The 18,500-nt window shown below is 73.3% G+C and carries 17 protein-coding genes and 5 tRNA genes; 15 read left to right on the top strand and 7 right to left on the bottom strand.

The window, feature by feature from the left end; all coding sequences use genetic code 11:
- Positions 1-134 precede the first annotated feature (134 nt).
- The 6 genes from QOL88_RS07005 (at position 135) to QOL88_RS06980 (ending at position 9,597) form a co-directional block, all read left to right on the top strand.
- The gene (locus QOL88_RS07005) at positions 135-767 is read left to right on the top strand and encodes a GNAT family N-acetyltransferase (RefSeq protein ID WP_097215589.1); all 633 of its coding nucleotides are present in this window, start codon (positions 135-137) and stop codon (positions 765-767) included.
- Positions 768-912: 145 nt separating this feature from the next.
- Positions 913-2,133 carry a precorrin-6y C5,15-methyltransferase (decarboxylating) subunit CbiE gene (gene cbiE / locus QOL88_RS07000; RefSeq protein WP_097215588.1) on the top strand — a complete coding sequence of 407 codons (1,221 nt, stop codon included), beginning with the start codon at positions 913-915 and terminating at the stop codon, positions 2,131-2,133.
- Positions 2,134-2,512: 379 nt separating this feature from the next.
- A complete protein-coding gene (gene cobT / locus QOL88_RS06995; RefSeq protein WP_097215587.1) occupies positions 2,513-6,841 on the top strand; it encodes a nicotinate-nucleotide--dimethylbenzimidazole phosphoribosyltransferase in 4,329 nt (1,442 codons plus the stop codon).
- Positions 6,842-7,069: 228 nt separating this feature from the next.
- Positions 7,070-8,308, top strand: a complete 1,239-nt coding sequence (gene cobA, locus QOL88_RS06990) for a uroporphyrinogen-III C-methyltransferase (RefSeq protein ID WP_097215586.1) — start codon at positions 7,070-7,072, stop codon at positions 8,306-8,308.
- A gap of 68 nt (positions 8,309-8,376) precedes the next feature.
- Positions 8,377-9,195 carry a TrmH family RNA methyltransferase gene (locus tag QOL88_RS06985; RefSeq protein WP_097215585.1) on the top strand — a complete coding sequence of 273 codons (819 nt, stop codon included), beginning with the start codon at positions 8,377-8,379 and terminating at the stop codon, positions 9,193-9,195.
- A gap of 9 nt (positions 9,196-9,204) precedes the next feature.
- Positions 9,205-9,597 carry an NUDIX domain-containing protein gene (locus QOL88_RS06980; RefSeq protein WP_097215584.1) on the top strand — a complete coding sequence of 131 codons (393 nt, stop codon included), beginning with the start codon at positions 9,205-9,207 and terminating at the stop codon, positions 9,595-9,597.
- Positions 9,598-9,630: 33 nt separating this feature from the next.
- Here the strand turns inward: QOL88_RS06980 and QOL88_RS06975 are convergent, their stop codons facing one another.
- Positions 9,631-11,067 carry a serine/threonine-protein kinase gene (locus QOL88_RS06975; protein ID WP_097215583.1) on the bottom strand — a complete coding sequence of 479 codons (1,437 nt, stop codon included), beginning with the start codon at positions 11,065-11,067 and terminating at the stop codon, positions 9,631-9,633.
- Positions 11,068-11,262: 195 nt separating this feature from the next.
- On the opposite strand from QOL88_RS06975, the gene QOL88_RS06970 reads away from it, so the two are divergent.
- The 4 genes from QOL88_RS06970 (at position 11,263) to QOL88_RS06955 (ending at position 13,489) form a co-directional block, all read left to right on the top strand.
- Positions 11,263-11,649, top strand: a complete 387-nt coding sequence (locus tag QOL88_RS06970; protein WP_097215582.1) for a DUF8836 family protein — start codon at positions 11,263-11,265, stop codon at positions 11,647-11,649.
- A 118-nt stretch (positions 11,650-11,767) separates the two neighbouring features.
- Positions 11,768-11,974, top strand: coding sequence for a hypothetical protein (locus QOL88_RS06965; RefSeq protein WP_030842984.1), 207 nt, complete (start codon positions 11,768-11,770; stop codon positions 11,972-11,974).
- 203 nt (positions 11,975-12,177) lie between these two features.
- Positions 12,178-13,119: a phosphotransferase family protein gene (locus QOL88_RS06960; protein WP_097222890.1), complete on the top strand. Its 942-nt coding sequence runs from the start codon at positions 12,178-12,180 to the stop codon at positions 13,117-13,119.
- A gap of 79 nt (positions 13,120-13,198) precedes the next feature.
- The gene (locus tag QOL88_RS06955) at positions 13,199-13,489 is read left to right on the top strand and encodes a TFIIB-type zinc ribbon-containing protein (protein WP_097215581.1); all 291 of its coding nucleotides are present in this window, start codon (positions 13,199-13,201) and stop codon (positions 13,487-13,489) included.
- Positions 13,490-13,567: 78 nt separating this feature from the next.
- Here QOL88_RS06955 and QOL88_RS06950 read toward each other — a convergent pair.
- From QOL88_RS06950 to QOL88_RS06930, 5 genes are all read right to left on the bottom strand, one after another.
- A tRNA-Val gene (locus QOL88_RS06950) sits at positions 13,568-13,639 on the bottom strand.
- A 43-nt stretch (positions 13,640-13,682) separates the two neighbouring features.
- A tRNA-Val gene (locus QOL88_RS06945) sits at positions 13,683-13,754 on the bottom strand.
- Positions 13,755-13,778: 24 nt separating this feature from the next.
- A tRNA-Val gene (locus QOL88_RS06940) sits at positions 13,779-13,850 on the bottom strand.
- Position 13,851: 1 nt separating this feature from the next.
- Positions 13,852-13,925, bottom strand: a tRNA-Cys gene (locus QOL88_RS06935).
- 37 nt (positions 13,926-13,962) lie between these two features.
- Positions 13,963-14,035 (bottom strand) — tRNA-Gly (locus QOL88_RS06930).
- Positions 14,036-14,212: 177 nt separating this feature from the next.
- Between QOL88_RS06930 and QOL88_RS06925 the strand changes: the two genes are divergently transcribed.
- The 3 genes from QOL88_RS06925 to QOL88_RS06915 are packed head-to-tail and all read left to right on the top strand — an operon-like array spanning position 14,213 to position 16,952.
- The gene (locus QOL88_RS06925) at positions 14,213-15,256 is read left to right on the top strand and encodes a chorismate-binding protein (protein ID WP_097215580.1); all 1,044 of its coding nucleotides are present in this window, start codon (positions 14,213-14,215) and stop codon (positions 15,254-15,256) included.
- Entirely contained in the window at positions 15,253-16,074 is an 822-nt protein-coding gene (locus QOL88_RS06920; RefSeq protein ID WP_097215579.1) for an aminotransferase class IV, read from the top strand. The genes QOL88_RS06925 and QOL88_RS06920 overlap by 4 nt, the downstream gene beginning before the upstream one ends.
- A gap of 53 nt (positions 16,075-16,127) precedes the next feature.
- A complete protein-coding gene (locus tag QOL88_RS06915; protein WP_097215578.1) occupies positions 16,128-16,952 on the top strand; it encodes a GNAT family N-acetyltransferase in 825 nt (274 codons plus the stop codon).
- A 25-nt stretch (positions 16,953-16,977) separates the two neighbouring features.
- Here QOL88_RS06915 and QOL88_RS06910 read toward each other — a convergent pair whose 3' ends face one another.
- Positions 16,978-17,502, bottom strand: a complete 525-nt coding sequence (locus QOL88_RS06910) for a DsbA family protein (RefSeq protein ID WP_179878789.1) — start codon at positions 17,500-17,502, stop codon at positions 16,978-16,980.
- Between the two features lie 175 nt (positions 17,503-17,677).
- On the opposite strand from QOL88_RS06910, the gene QOL88_RS06905 reads away from it, so the two are divergent.
- Together QOL88_RS06905 and QOL88_RS06900 are read left to right on the top strand one after the other, a co-directional pair.
- Positions 17,678-18,118, top strand: coding sequence for a hypothetical protein (locus QOL88_RS06905; protein ID WP_097215577.1), 441 nt, complete (start codon positions 17,678-17,680; stop codon positions 18,116-18,118).
- A 157-nt stretch (positions 18,119-18,275) separates the two neighbouring features.
- The gene (locus QOL88_RS06900) at positions 18,276-18,452 is read left to right on the top strand and encodes a hypothetical protein (RefSeq protein WP_179878788.1); all 177 of its coding nucleotides are present in this window, start codon (positions 18,276-18,278) and stop codon (positions 18,450-18,452) included.
- The last annotated feature ends 48 nt before the right edge of the window (positions 18,453-18,500 follow it).

Here is an 18,500-nt window from a genome sequence, read left to right as displayed (position 1 = left end):
GTCCGGCACCCGCGCACACGGGGTCTTTCCCCCACCCGGTGGGAAGGGCCCCGTGGTGCGGATCAGTGCTTTCATGCTGCATGCTGGGCAGTTCAGCATGCCCTGAAGGTTCACCGAAGGTTACGGAGCGGCGCATGACGAGCACCTTCCCCAACATCTCCATCAGCACGGAGCGGTTGGTGCTGCGTCCCCTCGACGACGACGACGTTTCCTCCCTGGCCGCGATGATGAACGACGAACAGGTGGCGGCCTGGACCTCCGTCCCCCAGCCCTTCACGGAGGACGGCGCCCGCACCTGGATCACCGAGTACGCCCCCACCGAGCGCACCGAGGGGCGCGGACTCGACTTCGCCGTCACGGAGTTCCTCACCCAGCGCCTGGTCGGCGTCATCCAGCTCTCCAAGACCGACTGGCACGTACGCTCCACCGAGATGTCCTACATCATCGCCCCCTGGGCCCGCGGCGAGGGCTACGCCTCCGAGTCCGCCCTCGTCACCGCCCAGTGGCTCTTCACGGACCAGAAGTTCGAGCGCATCGAACTGCGCACGGCGGCCGACAACACCGCCTCCCAGCAGGTCGCCCAGAAGATCGGCTGTATCAGCGAGGGCGTGCTGCGCAACGCCTGTATAGCCCGGGCCCGTGCCGAGGACGGCACATGGACCGACGTGCGCACCGACTTCATAGTCTGGAGCCTGCTCCCCGAGGACCTGGAAGGCGTCGGCGAACAGCTCCGCGACGGCTTCACGTCCTTCGGCGACTGGGACTGACCGGAACCACCCGGAGGACGACGGTGACGACGACACCGAAGCTCCCTCCGAAACCTCCACCGGGTACCCTCACGGAGCCCGCCCCCGGGCTGCTCCCCACCACGCCACGCAGACGACCTGCGAAAACCCCTGGAGACTGACGACGATGGCCGACCGGGTCACGGTGATCGGCTGGGACGGTTCGCCGCTGACCGCCGCGGCGAGCGCCGCCCTGGGCGCCGCCACGCTCGTGGCCGGTGCCGCCCACCACCTGGCGCTCCCCGAGGTACCCGCCGGTGCCGAGCGCATCCGCCTCGGCAGTGTCGCCCTGGCCGCCCGCCGCATCGCCGCCCACCGCGGCACGGCCGTCGTGCTCGCCGACGGCGACCCCGGCTTCTTCGGCGTCGTACGCACCCTGCGCGCCCCCGAGTTCGGCCTCGAGGTGGAGGTCGTCCCCGCCGTCTCCTCCGTCGCCGCAGCCTTCGCCCGCGCGGGCATGCCCTGGGACGACGCACAGGTGGTCGTCGCACACCCTCGCACCCTGCGCCGCGCGGTCAACGTATGCCGAGCCCACACCAAGGTCGCGGTTCTCACCTCACCCGGCGCCGGCCCCGCCGAACTCGGCCTGCTCCTCGAAGGAGTCCACCGCTCCTTCGTGATCTGCGAGGAACTCGGCACCGCCCGCGAACGCGTCTCCGTCGTCACCTCCGACAAGGCCGCCGATCACACCTGGCGCGACCCCAACGTCGTCATCGTCCTCGGCGGCCCGGCCGGGCCCGGCACCTCGGGGGAGACCGGGGGCTGGATCTCCGGCCGCGACCCGTCCACCGGGCCGCGCGGCTGGACCCTGCCCGCCGACGCGTACGGCGCGGACCTCGGCGAGGGCGAGACCCAGCTGCTGCGCGCCTCCCAACTCGCCCACCTCGGGCCCCGCGTCGGCGACCTCGTGTGGGACATCGGCTGTGGCAGCGGCGCCTTCGCCATCGAGGCCGCCCGCGCCGGTGCCGCCGTCCTCGCCGTCGACGGCGACCTGAACGCCTGCGCCCGCACCGACGCCGCCGCCCGCCGCCTCGGCGTCCAACTCCAGATCGTGCACGGCGCCGCCCCGCACATCCTGGAGAACCTCCCCGAACCGGATGTCGTCCGGGTCGGCGGCGGGGGAGCGGCCGTCGTCTCGGCGGTCGCCGACCGCCGCCCGCAGCGCATCGTCACGCACGCCGCGACCCGCGACGCCGCCGAACTCATCGGCCGCGACCTGGCCGAGCACGGCTACGGCGTCGAATGCGCCCTGCTGCAGTCCGTCGAACTCGACACCAGGGCCTGGGCGGAGAAGGAACGGAGCGTCGCGTTCCTGCTCAGCGGCGTGCTGCCGCGGCGCGGTGTCTGATCCCGCGTCCGTCCCCACGACCGTCCCCGTGATCGGTTTGTCGTACTGCGCGCGGTAGGCTGGCCGATCGCTGCACCGCACAAGGACGCCCGGCGCTTCGTTGGTCAATGTCCGGAAAACCCGCCCGTTTTGGGGTGTGTGTGGTACGGCAGAACCTGAGGACGCGCAACGTGGCGCAGTCCACAGCGGAACCGTCGCGGATCAAGCTGCCGTGGGGGTGCTACGGCCGCAACAATGCCAGTGAATGGCTTTGTCGCCTTTTCCGGGCGGACCGTTCGTGCCGCTGGGGACGCACGCTCGTTCTTCACTGCGGGGCGGTCGGTGCGCCGTTCCGGGCGAGCAGGTCGTAGGAGCACTAACCGATGGGCGAGGGGTACGCATGACCGACACCGGCCAGGTCCCGGGCGAGGGACTGCCGGAGAGCGCAGGCATGGTGGAGCAGCCGGGCACCTCCGCGCCCGGTGCGTACACCTACCTCTCCGAGACCACCGCCGAGACCGAGGAAGAAGACCTGCTGCTGCCGGGCGCCCAGGGCGCCTGGGGCAACGAGGTCCCTCCGCCCGCGCCGGAGCCGGTCCTGGAGGCCGTGCACCAGCCGGGCCCGCACGAGATCTCCGGCCGCGACAGCGGCTCGGTCGACCTCAGCGCGGTCCGTCTGCCCGACCCGCCGCCGATCCCGCCCATCACCCCGCGCCGGCCCCTGCACCTCGGCCCGCCGCTGCCCGACAGCTCCGCCAGCCCGGTCCGCTCCCTCGCCGACCGCGGCCCCGCTGACGCGCCCGTCCGCCAGCCGGTGCCCGCCTCGGCGGGCCCCGAATACCTCGACGGCCCCCGCGCCCCCGAGGCGGCGGCCTCACCGCCCGCCGCGCCGTGGGGCGCACCGGTCACGAACCCGGCGCCGGTGAGCGCCGGGGTGGCGCCTGCGGAAACGGTTGTTCCGGCAACGGAACCGATGGGCACGGCCCAGGCGGTCGCGACCGGCGGCACGGCGGACGTGGCGACGGGTGTGACGGCGGACGTGGCGACGAGTGTGACGGCGGACGGGGAGGAGGTCGCGTCGGCGGAGACGAGCAACACCACCCCGCCGGAACCGGCACCCACGCCGGGACCGGCACCGGCCGAGGCAGAGCAGGCCGCCCCCGCCGAGCAGCCCGTGAGCGAGCCGCCGGCCACCGCCGAGGCCGGTCAGGCCCTCGTGGACGGAGGCCCGACGGTCATGGGCGAGGTCGCTCAGCCCCTGGCGGGTTACCCCGCTGGTGCGGGCGTCGGCCCGGAGGGAGCCCAAGTCGCCGTCGCGGAGCAGGTCATGCCCGCGCAGGCCGACCCCGCGGAGCTGGGCGTGGACGCGGTGGCGGGTCAGGTGGCCGCCGCCCAGGCCGGTCTGGCCGCTGCCGGTGACGCCGCCGCCGGGGCGATCGGCGCCCAGGTGGCCGAGGGCGGGTACGTGGTTCCCGAGCAGGACGTCGCCGTAGCGGGCGACCCTGCCGGTGCCGGTGCCGGTGCCGGTGCCGGTCCGGACGCGGGCCAGGTGGCTGCCGTCGAGGCCGAGTCCGGGGCCGTAGCCGCTCCGGAGGCCGTCGCGCAGCCGGCTTCAGCGCCGGAGCCGGTCGTGGACAGCCCTGTCCAGAGCGGTGAGCCCGCCGCCATTACTCCGCAGGCACCCGCACCGGACGTCCCCGTCGCACAGGTCCCGGACGCCCCCGTCGCACAGGTCCCGGACGTCCCCGTCGCACAGGTCCCGGCGGTCGCTCCCGAGCAGGCCGTGGCACCGGTCCCTGCTCCGGAGGCCGTTCAGGCCCCTGAAGCGGTCCCGTTCCCCGAGCCGGCCGTCGCCCCGCAACAGGCCGCCGTGGTGCCGCCCGAGGCCCCCGGCGCGCAGACTCCCGCCCAGGTTCCGGACGCTGCGGCCCACGCTCCAGAGGCAGCGGCACCCGAGGCCGACGTCGCTCCCGCTCCTCCCGAGGCCGCCGCACCGGCGCCGGAGGACATCGCCGCCGAAGCAGCAGCGCCCCAGCCTCACCCTCAGCCCCCGGCGGCAACTGACGCCGCGCCAGTCGCGCAGGAGCCCGAGGCGACGGTTCCGCATCCCACCACCCCCCTCCCTGAAGCTCCCGGCCAGGCCGCCGTTGCCCCGGCCGCCGAACCGGTCGGCCCGGAACCGGTCGGCCCGGCAGCCGTCGGCCCGGAACCGGTCGGCCCGGCAGCCGTCGGCCCGGAACCGGTCGGCCCGGCAGCCGTCGGCCCGGAACCGGTCGGCCCGGAAGCGGTCGCGCCCGCCTCCGAAGCTGTCGCCGCCCCCGAGCCGGCTCCGGCGCCCGAGGCCGTCGCCACTCCCGTCGCCCCCGAGCCGGTGGCCCAGGCCGCCGCCCTACCTGCCGACGCACCCGCACCCGCACCCGCCGCACCGGAAGTCCCGGAAGCTCCGGCGCCGGAAGTCCCGGAAGCTCCGGAAACCCCGGAAGCGACCGCCCCGGCCCAGCCCCCCGCGGCAACGGCGCCCACCGAGGCCCCCGCCACCGCCGCTCAGGCACTCGAAGTACCCGAGGCACCGGAAGTACCTCAGGCGCTCGACGTACCCGAGACCTCCGAGGCGCCGGCCCCGGCCCCGGCCCCCGAGGCGGTCACACCCACCCCCGCTCCCGAAGCCGTCGAGCCCGGCCAGGCCCCGGACACCCCGGCACCCACCGAGGACGTCACCGTCGTACTCCCCACCCCCGCCACGGACGAGCAGCCCGAGGAGCATGTGGAGCCCGAGCAGCACATGCAGGGCCCTCAGCAGTCCCAGCCGGCGCCGCCCGAGACGCTGGATCCCCCAGCCTCCGCGATCACCGTCCCGGCACCCCGCGACGGCGACGCCGAACTCGCTCAGAACGCCGACGACCTGGACACCCGGGCCGCCGAACAGGAAGACCTGGCCGACCAGGAACGCCGAGAAGAGAGTGCGGCCGCAGTGGCAGAAGCCCGACAGTCCACCGGCCCCGCGGCCCCCGGCTACGACCCCGCCGAGCGCGAGGCCGTCCTGAAGGTCATGCGCGAACGCCGCGACATCCGCAACGGCTTCCGCAGCGACCCCATCCCGCACGAGGTGCTGCTGCGCGTCCTGGAGGCCGCCCACCACGCCCCGTCCGTCGGCCACTCGCAGCCGTGGGACTTCGTCGTCATCCGCTCCGCCGACACCCGGCGCGCGATGCACGAACTGGCCATGCGCCAGCGCGACGCCTACGCCAAGTCCCTCCCCAAGGGCCGGGCCAAGCAGTTCAAGGAACTGAAGATCGAGGCCATCCTCGACACACCGGTGAACATCGTCGTCACCGCCGACCCGACCCGCGGCGGCCGCCACACCCTCGGCCGCCACACCCAGCCCCAGATGGCCCCCTACTCGGCCGCGCTGGCCGTGGAGAACCTCTGGCTCGCCGCCCGCGCCGAAGGCCTCGGCGTCGGCTGGGTCAGCTTCTTCGACGAGCGCGAGATGGTCCGCGCCCTCGGCCTGCCCGAGCACCTGGAGATCATCGCCTACCTGTGCGTCGGCTACGTCGACGAATTCCCGGACGAGCCCGAGCTGTTGCAGGCCGGCTGGTCCAAGCGCCGCCCGCTGTCCTGGGTCGTGCACGAAGAGACATACGGCCGCCGTGCCCTGCCCGGAGAGGAACCCCACGACCTGCTCGCCGAGACCGTCGCGCAGATTCGCCCGCTGGACGCCAAGGCGCTCGGCGAGGCGTGGGAGCGCCAGAAGCGTATGACCAAGCCGGCCGGTGCGCTGGGCATGCTGGAGATCATCTCCGCGCAGCTGTCCGGCCTGTCCCGCCAGTGCCCGCCGCCCATCCCGGAGCCCGCGGCCGTCGCGATCTTCGCGGGCGACCACGGAGTGCACGCCCAGGGCGTCACCCCCTGGCCGCAGGAGGTCACGGCCCAGATGGTGGCCAACTTCCTCGGCGGCGGTGCCGTGTGCAACGCCTTCGCCACCCAGGTCGGTGCCGAGGTGTGCATCGTGGACGTGGGCGTCGCCGCCGACCTGCCGGCCACCCCGGGTCTGCTGCCCCGCAAGATCCGTGCCGGTACGTCCGACATGACGACCGGCCCCGCGATGACCCGCGAGGAGGCCAGGCAGGCCATCGAGGTCGGCATCGAGACCGCCCGCGATCTGGTCGCCGCCGGCAACAAGGCCCTACTGACCGGTGAGATGGGCATCGCGAACACCACCGCGTCCGCCGCCCTGATCTCCGTCTTCACGGGCGCGGACCCGGCCGAGGTCACGGGCCGGGGCACCGGCATCAACGACGAGACCCTCGCCCGCAAGACCGAGGTCGTGCGCCGCGCCCTGGAACTGCACCAGCCGGACCCGGCCGATCCGATCGGCGTGCTCGCCGCGATCGGCGGCTTCGAACACGCCGCCATCGTCGGTCTCCTCCTCGGCGGCGCCTCCCTGCGGACACCGGTGATCCTGGACGGCGTCAGCGCCGGCGCCGCCGCCCTGGTCGCCCGCGCGATCGCTCCGGAGGTCCTGGCCGCGTGCATCGCGGGCCACCGCAGCGCCGAGCCGGGCCACGTCGCCGCCCTCAACAAGCTGGGCCTGCGCCCCCTGGTCGACCTCGACCTCCGCCTCGGCGAGGGCACCGGCGCCCTGCTCGCCCTCCCCTTGGTCCAGAGCACGGCACGGGCGATGCACGAGGTGGCGACGTTCGACTCCGCAGGAGTGACGGAGAAGTAGGGCTGCTGCCGTCGACGTGGCTCCGTGGGCGGGGGTTCCGCATCCTGGACGCCCGCCCACGGGCGGCCCGGGTGCCCAGCCACTGGACCACCCCAGCCGCCCCTCGGACCCCCCGCCGACAGGCGGCCCAGGTGCCCAGCCACTGGACCACCCGAGCCGCCTTTCCTCCTGCCCATTAAAATCCGCACGTCAGGGCACTGAACACCGCCGCAACAGGAGCCGCACCTCATGGCCGAACACCCTGCCTACCCCGTAGGCCTCCGCCTCACCGGCCGTCGCGTGGTCGTCCTCGGCGGCGGCCAGGTCGCCCAGCGCCGCCTCCCGGCACTGATCGCGGCGGGCGCGGACGTTCTCCTCGTGTCGCCCGAGGCCACCCCCTCGGTCGAGGCCATGGCGGACGCCGGCGAGATCACCTGGCAGCGGCGCCCGTACGCGGAGGGCGACCTCGCGGACGCCTGGTACGCCCTCATCGCCACCAGCGACCCCGAGGCCAACACCGCCGCCTCGGCCGAGGCCGAGCGGCACCGCGTCTGGTGCGTCCGCTCCGACGACGCCGACCGGGCGACGGCGTGGACTCCGGCCACCGGCCACAGCGAGGGCGTCACGGTCGCCGTCCTCACCACCGAGGCCAAGGGGCGCGACCCCCGCCACACCGCCGCCATCCGCGACGCGGTCGTCGAGGGCCTGCGCGACGGCACGCTCGTCGCCCCGCACCACCGCACCCGCACACCCGGCGTCGCCCTGGTCGGCGGCGGCCCCGGCGACCCGGACCTGATCACGGTGCGCGGCCGCCGTCTGCTCGCCGAGGCGGACGTGGTCATCGCGGACCGCCTCGGCCCGCGTGACCTGCTCGCCGAACTCCCGCCGCACGTCGAGGTGATCGACGCGGCGAAGATCCCTTACGGCCGCTTCATGGCCCAGGAGGCCATCAACAACGCGCTGATCGAGCACGCCAAGCAGGGCAAGTCGGTCGTCCGGCTGAAGGGTGGCGACCCGTACGTCTTCGGCCGCGGCATGGAGGAGCTCCAGGCCCTCGCCGAGGTTGGCATCCCCTGCACGGTCGTTCCCGGGATCTCCAGCTCGATCTCGGTCCCCGGCGCGGCCGGCATCCCCGTCACCCATCGCGGCGTCGCCCACGAGTTCACCGTGGTCAGCGGGCATGTCGCGCCCGACGACGAGCGCTCCCTGGTGGACTGGCCGTCCCTGGCCCGGCTGACCGGCACCCTCGTGATCCTCATGGGCGTCGACAAGATCGGGAAGATCGCCGAGACGCTCGTCGCCCACGGAAAGCCGGCCGGCACCCCCGTCGCCCTCGTCCAGGAGGGCACGACCGCCGCTCAGCGCCGCGTCGACGCCACGCTCGCCACGGTCGCGGAGACCGTGCGGACCGAGGACGTGAAGCCCCCGGCGGTCATCGTCATCGGCGACGTCGTCAAGGTCGGCCCCGCGGCCCCCGCGCCCCGATAAGTAACCCCGGGTAACACAACCCGTACCGAGCCGTTGGCACCACACCCAGGACAAGGCAGTATCACCCTGTGGCCGATCTCATCACCGTCGAGGATCCCGACGACCCGCGTCTGCGCGACTACACCGGCCTGACCGACGTGGAGCTGCGCCGCAAGCGCGAACCCGCCGAGGGCCTGTTCATCGCCGAGGGCGAGAAGGTCATCCGAAGGGCCAAGGAAGCCGGCTACGAGATGCGGTCCATGCTGCTCTCGGCCAAGTGGGTCGACGTCATGCGCGACGTCATCGACGAACTCCCCGCCCCGGTCTACGCCGTCAGCCCCGAGCTCGCCGAGCAGGTCACCGGCTACCACGTGCACCGCGGCGCCCTCGCGTCCATGCAGCGCAAGCCCCTGCCCACGGCCGCCGACCTGCTGCGCAGCGCCCGCCGCGTCGTCGTCATGGAGTCGGTCAACGACCACACCAACATCGGCGCGATCTTCCGCTCGGCCGCCGCCCTCGGCATGGACGCGGTCCTGCTCTCCCCGGACTGCGCCGACCCCCTCTACCGCCGCAGCGTGAAGGTCTCCATGGGCGCGGTCTTCTCCGTCCCGTACGCCCGACTGGACACCTGGCCCAAGGGCCTGGAATCGGTCCGCGAGGCGGGCTTCACCCTGCTCGCCCTCACCCCCGACGAGAAGGCCCGGCCCCTCGACGAGGCCGCCCCGCACACCATGGACCGCGTGGCCCTGATGCTCGGCGCCGAGGGCGACGGACTGTCCACCCAGGCCCTGGTCGCCGCCGACGAGTGGGTCCGCATCCCCATGTCCCACGGCGTCGACTCCCTGAACGTGGGCGCGGCGGCGGCCGTGGCCTTCTACGCCGTGGCCACCGGCCGGCCCCAGGTCTGAGGACGTCACGTGGAGCAGCGCGAGGCCGTCGTCGCCGTCCTTCTGCGCGGCGATCGTCTCCTCGCCGTCCGGCGCGGCCCTGCCGTCGTCCGCCCCGGCTACTGGCAGCCGCTCAGCGGCAAGGTCGAGCCGGGCGAGACCCAGGAGCAGGCGGTCGCCCGGGAGGTGCGCGAGGAGGTCGGCCTCGTCGTCGTACCGGAGGCGAAGGTCTGGGAGTCGGAGACCGACGACCACCGCTTCCGCCTCCACTGGTGGACCGCCCGCGCCGACACGGGTGTGGTGGTCCCCGACCCCCGCGAGGTCGCCGAGACCCGCTGGGTCACCCCGCAGGAGTTCCTGGCGCTGGACCCGGTCTTCGACGGAGACCGGGAGTTCTTCGAACGGATCCTGCCGGAGCTCTGACGCCGCGCCGGACGCCGCGCCGTCGCCCTCCGGCTAGAAGCCCCGCGGGTGATCGTCCGGCTGGACGCGCTCCTGCCGTACCCCGCCCCTGTCGCCGCCGAGTCCCCGCGCCGGGCCCTGGCAGCCCTGCACCAGGGCGATGCCGACCGCCACAAGCAGCGTCACCACGACGAACACGAACAGCCTCTGCCGCAGCAACCGCGGATTGGCGGGACGCAGTTTCGTCCCCGTGTTCCGGTTCGCCGGTCGCCCGGTGCCGCTGTGCGGGGCGGGACGGCTGCCGCTGCCCGATCGCGTGCCGTTGCGCCCGGTGGGCGTCGGCCGCGACCCGGACCGCGACGGGGTGCCGCCCCGCGAGGCGCCCGCCCCGCGTACCGGAGTCCTGCCGCGGTTCCCGCCCCCGGTCGCCCGGGATCCGCCGCGTCCGCCGGCCCCGCTCTGTGCGGCCGGACCGTCCGGCGACGAATGGCCGTCCCGGGACGGGGCGGAACCCCGCGGCGGGGGAGTGCCCCGGCCCCGCTGCGCCCCGGAGACCCCGCCGCCCTGCTGCCCCTGCGGACGCCGGGTGCGCTCGGGGTAGGTGTCGACGGGCCGGTCGCTCTCGGCGCCGCGTGGCGCGGGCGGTCGGACGCCGGAGAGGTCCTGTGACTCCCGGGCCGCGATCTCCTTGAGCCGCAGCGACAGTTGGAGCGTGCTGGGCCGCTCCTCGGGGTCCTTCGCCAGACACGCACGGACGAGCGGGGCCAGCGCGTCGGGTACGCCGTGCAGCTGCGGCTCCTCGTGCACCACGCGGTACAGCATCACCTCGGAACTGCCGTGCCCGAAGGGCGAGTCGCCCATCGAGGAGTACGCGAGGGTGGCGCCGAGCGAGAACACGTCCGTGGCCGGGGTGACGGCGGCCCCGCGCACCTGCTCCGGCGCGAGGAAGCCGGGCGAGCCGACCGCCGTGCCGACATGGGTGAGCGTCGAGGCGCCGGTGGCCCAGGCGATGCCGAAGTCGATGATCCGCGGCCCCTTCGGGGACAGCAGGATGTTGGACGGCTTCAGGTCCCGGTGCACCACCCCGGCCTCGTGCACCGCGACCAGGCCCTCCGACAGGGCGGCACCCACGGCGGCGACATCGGCCGCGCCGAGCGGTCCCTCGGCCGCGACCTTGTCGTGCAGGGACGGGCCGGGCACGTACTGGGTGGCGAACCAGGGCCGGTCCGCGTCGAGGTCGGCGGCCACCAGCCGGGCCGTGCAGCCACCGCGGATCCGCCGGGCCGCCGAGACCTCACGGGCGAACCGGGAGCGGAACTCCTGATCCTCCGCCAGGTCGGGACGGATGACCTTGAGCGCGACCCGCTGCCCCTTCTTGTCGGAGCCCAGGTAGACCACGCCCATCCCGCCCGCGCCGAGCCGTCTGTGAAGCTTGAACGAGCCGACGACGCGCGGGTCCTCGCGCCTCAGGCGCATCATCGCCATGTTCATCCCCGCTGCCCGGTCCTGTGACGAGCCACAGCTTACGTTTCCACGGCCGCCCGCGCGCAGAGGCCGCGCCCTCTCGGCGTGATGGATTGTCAGTGGTGGGTGGAAGACTTGAAAGGTGGTCAGGGAGGGTGCGGAGAGGCGGACTTCGCGCCGTGGATGATCCCAACCACCCGTCGCAGAAGGGGGATTGGTCCTGTGAGGGGTGATCGCGTGGAGATGGTCGTGGACGCGGGGAACACGACGCGCACCTATGAGGTGGTGGCGAGCAGGGCGGGCCGCAGGGTGGAGGCGGCGGTACGCCGAGGTGTCGTGGAAGTGAGCGAAGTCACCCGGTGGGGGTCCCCACGCCGTTTCGGCAGTGGGGGAGGGACGGTCGTGCGTACCGCCCGCTTCATGGCGAATCGGGTGCCGACTCTGGTGGAACAGCCGGTTCCGCGAGAGGAGAGCTCGGACAAAGAGGGGCGATCCGGTCGTCCCGTCGGGGAAGACCCTGATACTCGCGCCCTCGTCTCCACCCAGGGGAGTACATCGCAGGTGGCAGCTCATCCTCCGGGAGGCCCGGCAATCGGTACGAGGGCATGACGCCGGGGGAGGGCCGGACGCCTAGATTTGAGGTCAAGCGGCGGGTGGCAGCACTCGTCCCCCGAGGTCAGACGCCCGCCGCTGCCAACGACAACCGATAACGGTCAGGAGAGGGGCCATGGCCCAGACGGCTCCGCGGACGCTGCTCCGCGAAGAGGGACGCAAGGTGTACGCCGCCGCGTTCCGCCGCCGCCAGGGCCGTCGCCACCCGGTGGTGGCGACACTGATGGCCCTTCCCCTGGCGGTCCTGCTCCTCCTCGTCTTCGACGGGTGGGAGACAGTGGCCACACAGGCGTCGTCCGTGGGAGAGATGCTGGGGCGCTGAGCGGCGACCCCCAGGCCCGGAAGAGCGGTCCGGGCGGGGACATCCCACCCATGAAACCCCGTGGGGACGGGGGTGCGGCGGACGGCACAAATGCCGGCGCAGCTGGGGAGCTGCGCCGGCATTGCTTTTGTCCCGAAAGCGCCGAGCACCCGGAACGAATGGTTCCCTACGGCCGGGTCACCGTCGGCACGTACGCTCGGCCGGTGACCTCCGCCGCCGTTCCGCTCCTGGCCGACCTCACCGCCAAGGCCCGAGCCACCGCCCACGCACGCTCGTCGGCCTGCCCCTGCGGCGCGGCCACGCTCGCCGACCGCTCCGACGGCCTGGTGGTGCGGCACGCGGACACCGTCGCGAAGGCCCACGCCCCGGGCACCGACCCGGCCGAACTGACCGGGCGCCTCACCCTCGCCGCCCACCACCCCCAAATCCTCCTGCCCCCACTGGACCCGGCCCCGGCCGACCTGCACGGCCGCCTCACCACGTTCTGGCCGTACGGCACCCCCGTGGACCCCGACGACCCGGACGCCGCGCCCTGGGAAGCGGCCGCCACGCTCCTCGCCCGTCTCCACCGCACCCCGGCCCCGGCGGACCTGCCCTTCATGCGTGGCCCCGTCAAAGCGGCCCAGGCCATCGGCCGGCTGCGCGAGGCCGGTCCGCACCCGGCGGCCGCCCCCGTCCTGCGCGCCTGGGCCACCCTCCCGCCCTGGGCCCGCGCCGAGGCCCCGATGCCCGGCACCGGCACCCTCTGTCACGGCGATCTCCACCTGGGACAGCTCATCCGTCACCCCGCCCCCGACGGCCCGTGGCTGCTGATCGACGTGGACGACCTCGGCGTCGGCGTCCCCGCCTGGGACCTCGCCCGCCCCGCAGCCTGGTACGCCTGCGGCCTGCTCCCGCCCGACGAGTGGACCCGGTTCCTCACCGCCTACCGGGAGGCCGGCGGCCCCGCCGTCCCCGCCGAGGGCGACCCCTGGCCCGCCCTCGACGTCCCCGCACGCGCCCTCACCGCCCAGACCGCGGCCCGGGCCGTCACCAAGGCGCTCGTGGCCGGCCGCCCGCTGGACGAGGTGGAGCAGTCGGTCGTGGACGCCTGTGACCGAATGGCTACCGTCCCGCCACAGTTGGAGCAGGACCACGCGAAGTAGGGTGCAACCGACTACAGCGGGACAGAGTCTGTCCTGGCGAGATGTGAAGCAGGACCGACCGGCTAGGAGTTGAACGACCATGCAGTGTCCGAAGTGCCGTGCGCCGATGCACACGTACAACCGCAACGGTGTCCAGATCGAGCAGTGCAGCGGCTGCCGCGGGATCTTTCTCGACTACGGCGAGCTGGAGTCGCTGACCCGCCTGGAAGCACAGTGGTCCCAGCCCGCCCCGCCGCCCCCGCCCGCCCCGCAGGCCTACCCGGCCCCACCGGCCCCCGCCTGGGGCGCCCCGCACGGTGGCCACGGGCACCACGGCCATCACGGTCACCATCGCAACAAGAGCTTCGGCCACATGCTGTTCTCGTCCTGAAGCGAGTCGTGACGTGAAGGCGTGACACAACACCACAGGAGCCCCCGGCCGCGAACGGCCGGGGGCTCCTGTGTGGTGTGGACGATACTGGGATTGAACCAGTGACCTCTTCCGTGTCAGGGAAGCGCTCTCCCGCTGAGCTAATCGTCCTCGGGACCATGACCACCGAGTGCATCGGATCATGGGCACTGCGTGCGCGATACTGGGATTGAACCAGTGACCTCTTCCGTGTCAGGGAAGCGCTCTCCCGCTGAGCTAATCGCGCGGGTCGGGATCTTGAAAGATCCAGTGGACGATACTGGGATTGAACCAGTGACCTCTTCCGTGTCAGGGAAGCGCTCTCCCGCTGAGCTAATCGTCCTTGGAGGTGGAGACGGGATTTGAACCCGTGTAGACGGCTTTGCAGGCCGTTGCCTCGCCTCTCGGCCACTCCACCAGGAGTGTAGGGGGCCGGGAAGCCCCCTCTTCCTTCGAGCGGACGACGAGGTTCGAACTCGCGACCTCAACCTTGGCAAGGTTGCGCTCTACCAACTGAGCTACGTCCGCCTGTCGTTTCGGACCGCTCTCGCGGCCCGGCGACGTGTTGAACTCTAGCGGATTCCGGAGCCAGTACAAAAACGCGTTTGTGCAGCGTGCTGCGCTTCCCCTGCTCAGCGAGGTCACAGGGCCGCCCGACGGGACATCCCCCGCCACCGGCAGGACACCCGCCCTAGACTCGACGACGTGCTCGACCTCCCTCCTCTCGCCCGCTTCGGTGACCGTGTCGCCACCGGGCTCCTCGATGTCACCGACGATCCCGAAGCCCTGGAGTCCAGCGGCTTCTGGGCCGTCTGTGCGGACTTCGAGGGCCGTCTGACCTGCGCCCGCTTCGCGGAGGTCCGGACGACGGACGTGCCCGCTCCCGCGCCCGGCGCATGGCGCGGTCCCGTTGCCGGTGACTGGACGTCCTCACTCGACCGCGCCGCGTACACGGCCGGGGTGCGGCGGATCCGCGAACACATCGCGGCGGGCGAGGTCTACCAGGCGAACCTGTGCCGGGTGCTGTCGGCGCCCGTCCCGCCCGGCGCCGACGTGGACGCGCTCACCGCGCTGCTGGCCCGCGGCAACCCGGCACCGTACGCAGGAACGATCCGCCTGCCCGGGCACGGTGTGGAGATCGCCACCGCGTCCCCCGAGCTGTTCCTGCGGCGCGACGGCCGGACCGTCGAGTCCGGGCCGATCAAGGGCACCGGCCGCACCGAGGCGGACCTGCTGGAGAAGGACTACGCCGAGAACGTGATGATCGTGGACCTCGTCCGCAACGACATCGGGCGGGTGTGCGCCACGGGCAGTGTCACGGTGCCCGACCTGTGTGCCGTCGAGAAGCACCCCGGGCTGGTCCACCTCGTGTCGACGGTCCGCGGCGAGCTGGGGGAGGGGGCCGGCTGGGCCGAGCTGCTCGACGCGGCCTTCCCGCCCGGCTCGGTCACCGGCGCGCCCAAGTCCAGCGCGCTGCGGATCATCGACGCGCTGGAGACGGCGCCCAGGGGGCCGTACTGCGGCGGCATCGGCTGGGTCGACGCCGACCGGGAGACCGGAGAGCTGGCCGTCGGCATCCGTACCTTCTGGATCGACCGGGCCGACGGCATGCTGCGCTTCGGCACCGGCGCCGGCATCACCTGGGGCTCCGACCCCGAGGGGGAGTGGCGGGAGACCGAGCTGAAGGCGTCCCGGCTGCTCGCGATAGCGTCGGGAGCGTACGAGGTGAATGGAGAGGACCTGACGTGAAGATCTGGCTCGACGGCGGTCTGCAGGACACCGAGTCCGCCCGCGTCTCCGTCTTCGACCACGGGCTGACCGTGGGCGACGGCATCTTCGAGACGGTGAAGGCCGTGGACGGCCGGGTGTTCGCGCTCACCCGGCACCTCGACCGGCTGACCCGGTCCGCGCGCGGCCTCGGCCTGCCGGACCCGGACCACGACGAGGTGCGCCGCGCCTGCGCCGCCGTCCTCGACGCCAACCCCGTGCCGCTCGGTCGCCTCCGCATCACCTACACCGGCGGCCACGGCCCCCTCGGTTCCGACCGCGGCGACCGCGGCCCGACCCTGGTCGTCGCCCTCGGCGAGACCACTCGCCGCCCCGACTCCACCGCCGTGATCACGGTCCCCTGGACCCGCAACGAGCGCGGCGCGCTCACCGGCCTGAAGACCACCTCGTACGCCGAGAACGTCGTCGCCCTCGCCCGAGCCCGTGAACAGGGCGCGTCCGAGGCCCTGTTCGGCAACACGGTGGGGCAGCTGTGCGAGGGCACCGGGTCGAACGTCTTCGTGGTCCTCGACGGCGAGATCCACACGCCGCCGCTCGCCTCGGGCTGCCTCGCGGGCATCACCCGCGCGCTGACGGTCGAATGGACCGGCGCCAGGGAGACCGACCTGCCGCTGGACGTCCTGGAGCGGGCCGACGAGATCTTCCTGACGTCCACCCTGCGGGACGTGCAGGCGGTGCACCGCGTCGACGGCCGTGAGCTGTCCGGCGCGCCGGGCCCGGTGACCGCCAAGGCCATGCGGATCTTCGACGAGCGGGCCGGGAACGATCTCGACCCCTGACAGGCCCGGAAATTCGGCTGACCAGGGCCGTGGTTGCGGGTAGAACACCCCTGATGACCACGACCCTGCGGCCGATCGAGCCGCTTCAGCAGAACGCCGACGGGACGCGCTCGCGCCGCTTCCAGGTGTGTGTGAACAGCCGTCCCGTGGGGGCGATACACCTCGGCACGCACCCCGTCTTCGGCACCGGGGTGGCCCGGATCACGAAGCTGCACATCGACGAACCGGACCGCAGGCGGGGCCGGGGCACCGTCGCCGCACTCGCCGCGGAGGAGGTGGCGCGCGGCTGGGGGTGCCGCCGCGTCGAGGCGACGGTCCCCGCGGCATCCGAGGCGGGCCTCCGGCTCGCCACGGCGCTCGGCTACGTCGTCCGCAACCGCGGCATGGCGAAGCAGCTCGGCGACACCCCGCCCGACCTGCCGGACGGCAGTCGTGCCCGGCCCATGACCGAGGCGGAGTTCGGGCCCTGGCTGGAGAAGGGGCTGGACCACTACGCGCGCAGCTGGATCGAACGGGGCGTCCCGGAGGCCGAAGCCCGGGCCAAGTCGGAGCGCGACCACGCCACCCTGCTGCCCGAGGGCCTCGCCACCCCCGGCGTGCTCATCAGCGTCGTCGAGCACCTGGGGACACCGGTGGGCACGCTGTGGCTGGCGGTGCGCGAGAGCAGCGCGTTCGTCTTCGACGTCGAAGCCGACGCCGCCCACCGGGGGAAGGGCCACGGCCGCACGCTGATGCTGCTCGCCGAGGCCCAGACGATCGCCGAGGGCAGGCGGACCCTCGGCCTCAACGTCTTCGCCGGCAACGCCCCGGCCGAACGGCTCTACGCCTCCCTCGGCTACGAGACCGAGCAGTACGCCATGTACAAGCCGCTGCTGTAGCGGCCCGGGAGCCGGGCGAGGGCGGTCAGTGCTCCTGCCCGGCCAGCAGCCGGTCCGCGATCTCTTCGACGCGCTCGCGCAGCCCCTCCTGGCTCTTGCCGCCGTCGAGCCGCTCACCGCCGATGACGTACGTCGGGGTGCCGGTCACGCCGATCGCCTTGCCCTCGGCCTGGTCGGCGTCCACGATCAGGATGTGCCGGCCGTCGACCAGCGCGGTGTCGAACTCCTCGGCGTCCAGGTCCAGTTCGCGGGCCACCTCGACCAGGAAGGGTTCCCCCTTACGGGACAGCTCCTCCACTCGTCCCAGCAGGGCCTCCGCGTACGGCCATCCGCGGCCCTGCTCCCACGCCTCCTCCGCGGCCTGGGCGGCGGCGAAGGCGTGCTTGTTCTTCTCCAGCGGGAAGTGCCGCAGCCGCAGTTCCAGGCGGTCGCCGTAGCGGGCGCGCAGGGCATGGAGATCGTCCAGCGCGGTGCGGCAGTCCGGGCACTGGAGGTCGCACCAGACCTCGAGGACGGGGGCGGCGGAACGGTCGGATGAGGAGTCGCTCATGCCGACAGTCTCCCAGCAGCGCGGGCGAGGGCGCAGTCCGCACCGGCACCTGCGGAGGAGGTGACCCGGAGATGTCCCTGATGTCGGGCCGTGGCATGGCCCCCCGGGGTACGGCGGGTGCAGGATGGAAGGGACGAAGTGCCCCGACCCCACCGCGCCACGCCTGGAGGACCGGATGATTGCCGAGACCGTCTGCTCCGCCGTGTCCGCGGCAGGCCTGGGCATTGCGGTCGTCACGGCGTACCGCAAGCGCTACCTCGCGGCGGTCCGTATCGCGGCCTACTCCCTCGTTCCGATCGGCCTGGTGATGACGGGAGTCGTCGAGTGGCTGGCCGACACGGCGTTCAGCCCGACGGCCTGGGCCGGGTTCGGGGTGCTCGGTGTCGCCTGGGTGCTCTTCATGACCACACGGGCGGTGGAGCGCCGCCGTGGCGGCACCCGCAAGGAGCGCCGGGCGGCGGCCCGCGAGGCCGGCCGGTCCGATGCGGTGGCCCCTGCCGCCGCGGCGCCCTCCCTGGGCCAGGGCACCCGCCCGGCGACCCGGCCCGCGCCGCCGTCCCGCGGCGACGACGACTTCAGCGACATCGAGGCCATCCTCAAGAAGCACGGCATATGACGGAGCACCCCGCCCGGGGCTGAATCGTCACAGTGCGTCCGCGCGTGCGCCGAAGTGATCACAACCCGCCCCGGACCTCACTGAATCGGCGCACTCCCGCACGGAACGAGGGCGCTGATCGCGTCCGGCGGGGCGACTGCGTCATCATCGCCGCGAGATGCTCGACACGACGAAACAGCGCGACCCCGCACCGCCGCAGGACGAGCCACGTCCCCGGCGGGACGAGCCGCGTGGTTGCCTCTTCGCCCTGTCCCAGCCACCGCTGATGATCTTCCTGGCGGTGATCGGGAGCCTGCTGCTCATGGCCTCGTTGCACGATCTGCTGTTGCTGTGAGCCGTACCCGCGGTCCCCGGCGCCATCCGCCGGGGCCGCGTCGGCATC

Origin of the sequence: Streptomyces sp. Ag82_O1-12 (assembly GCF_900182715.1) — a bacterium.
In the GTDB taxonomy this organism is placed as follows: Bacteria; Actinomycetota; Actinomycetes; order Streptomycetales; family Streptomycetaceae; genus Streptomyces; species Streptomyces massasporeus.
Note: the sequence above shows the minus strand (reverse complement) of the source record. Positions and strands in the feature narration are given on the sequence as shown.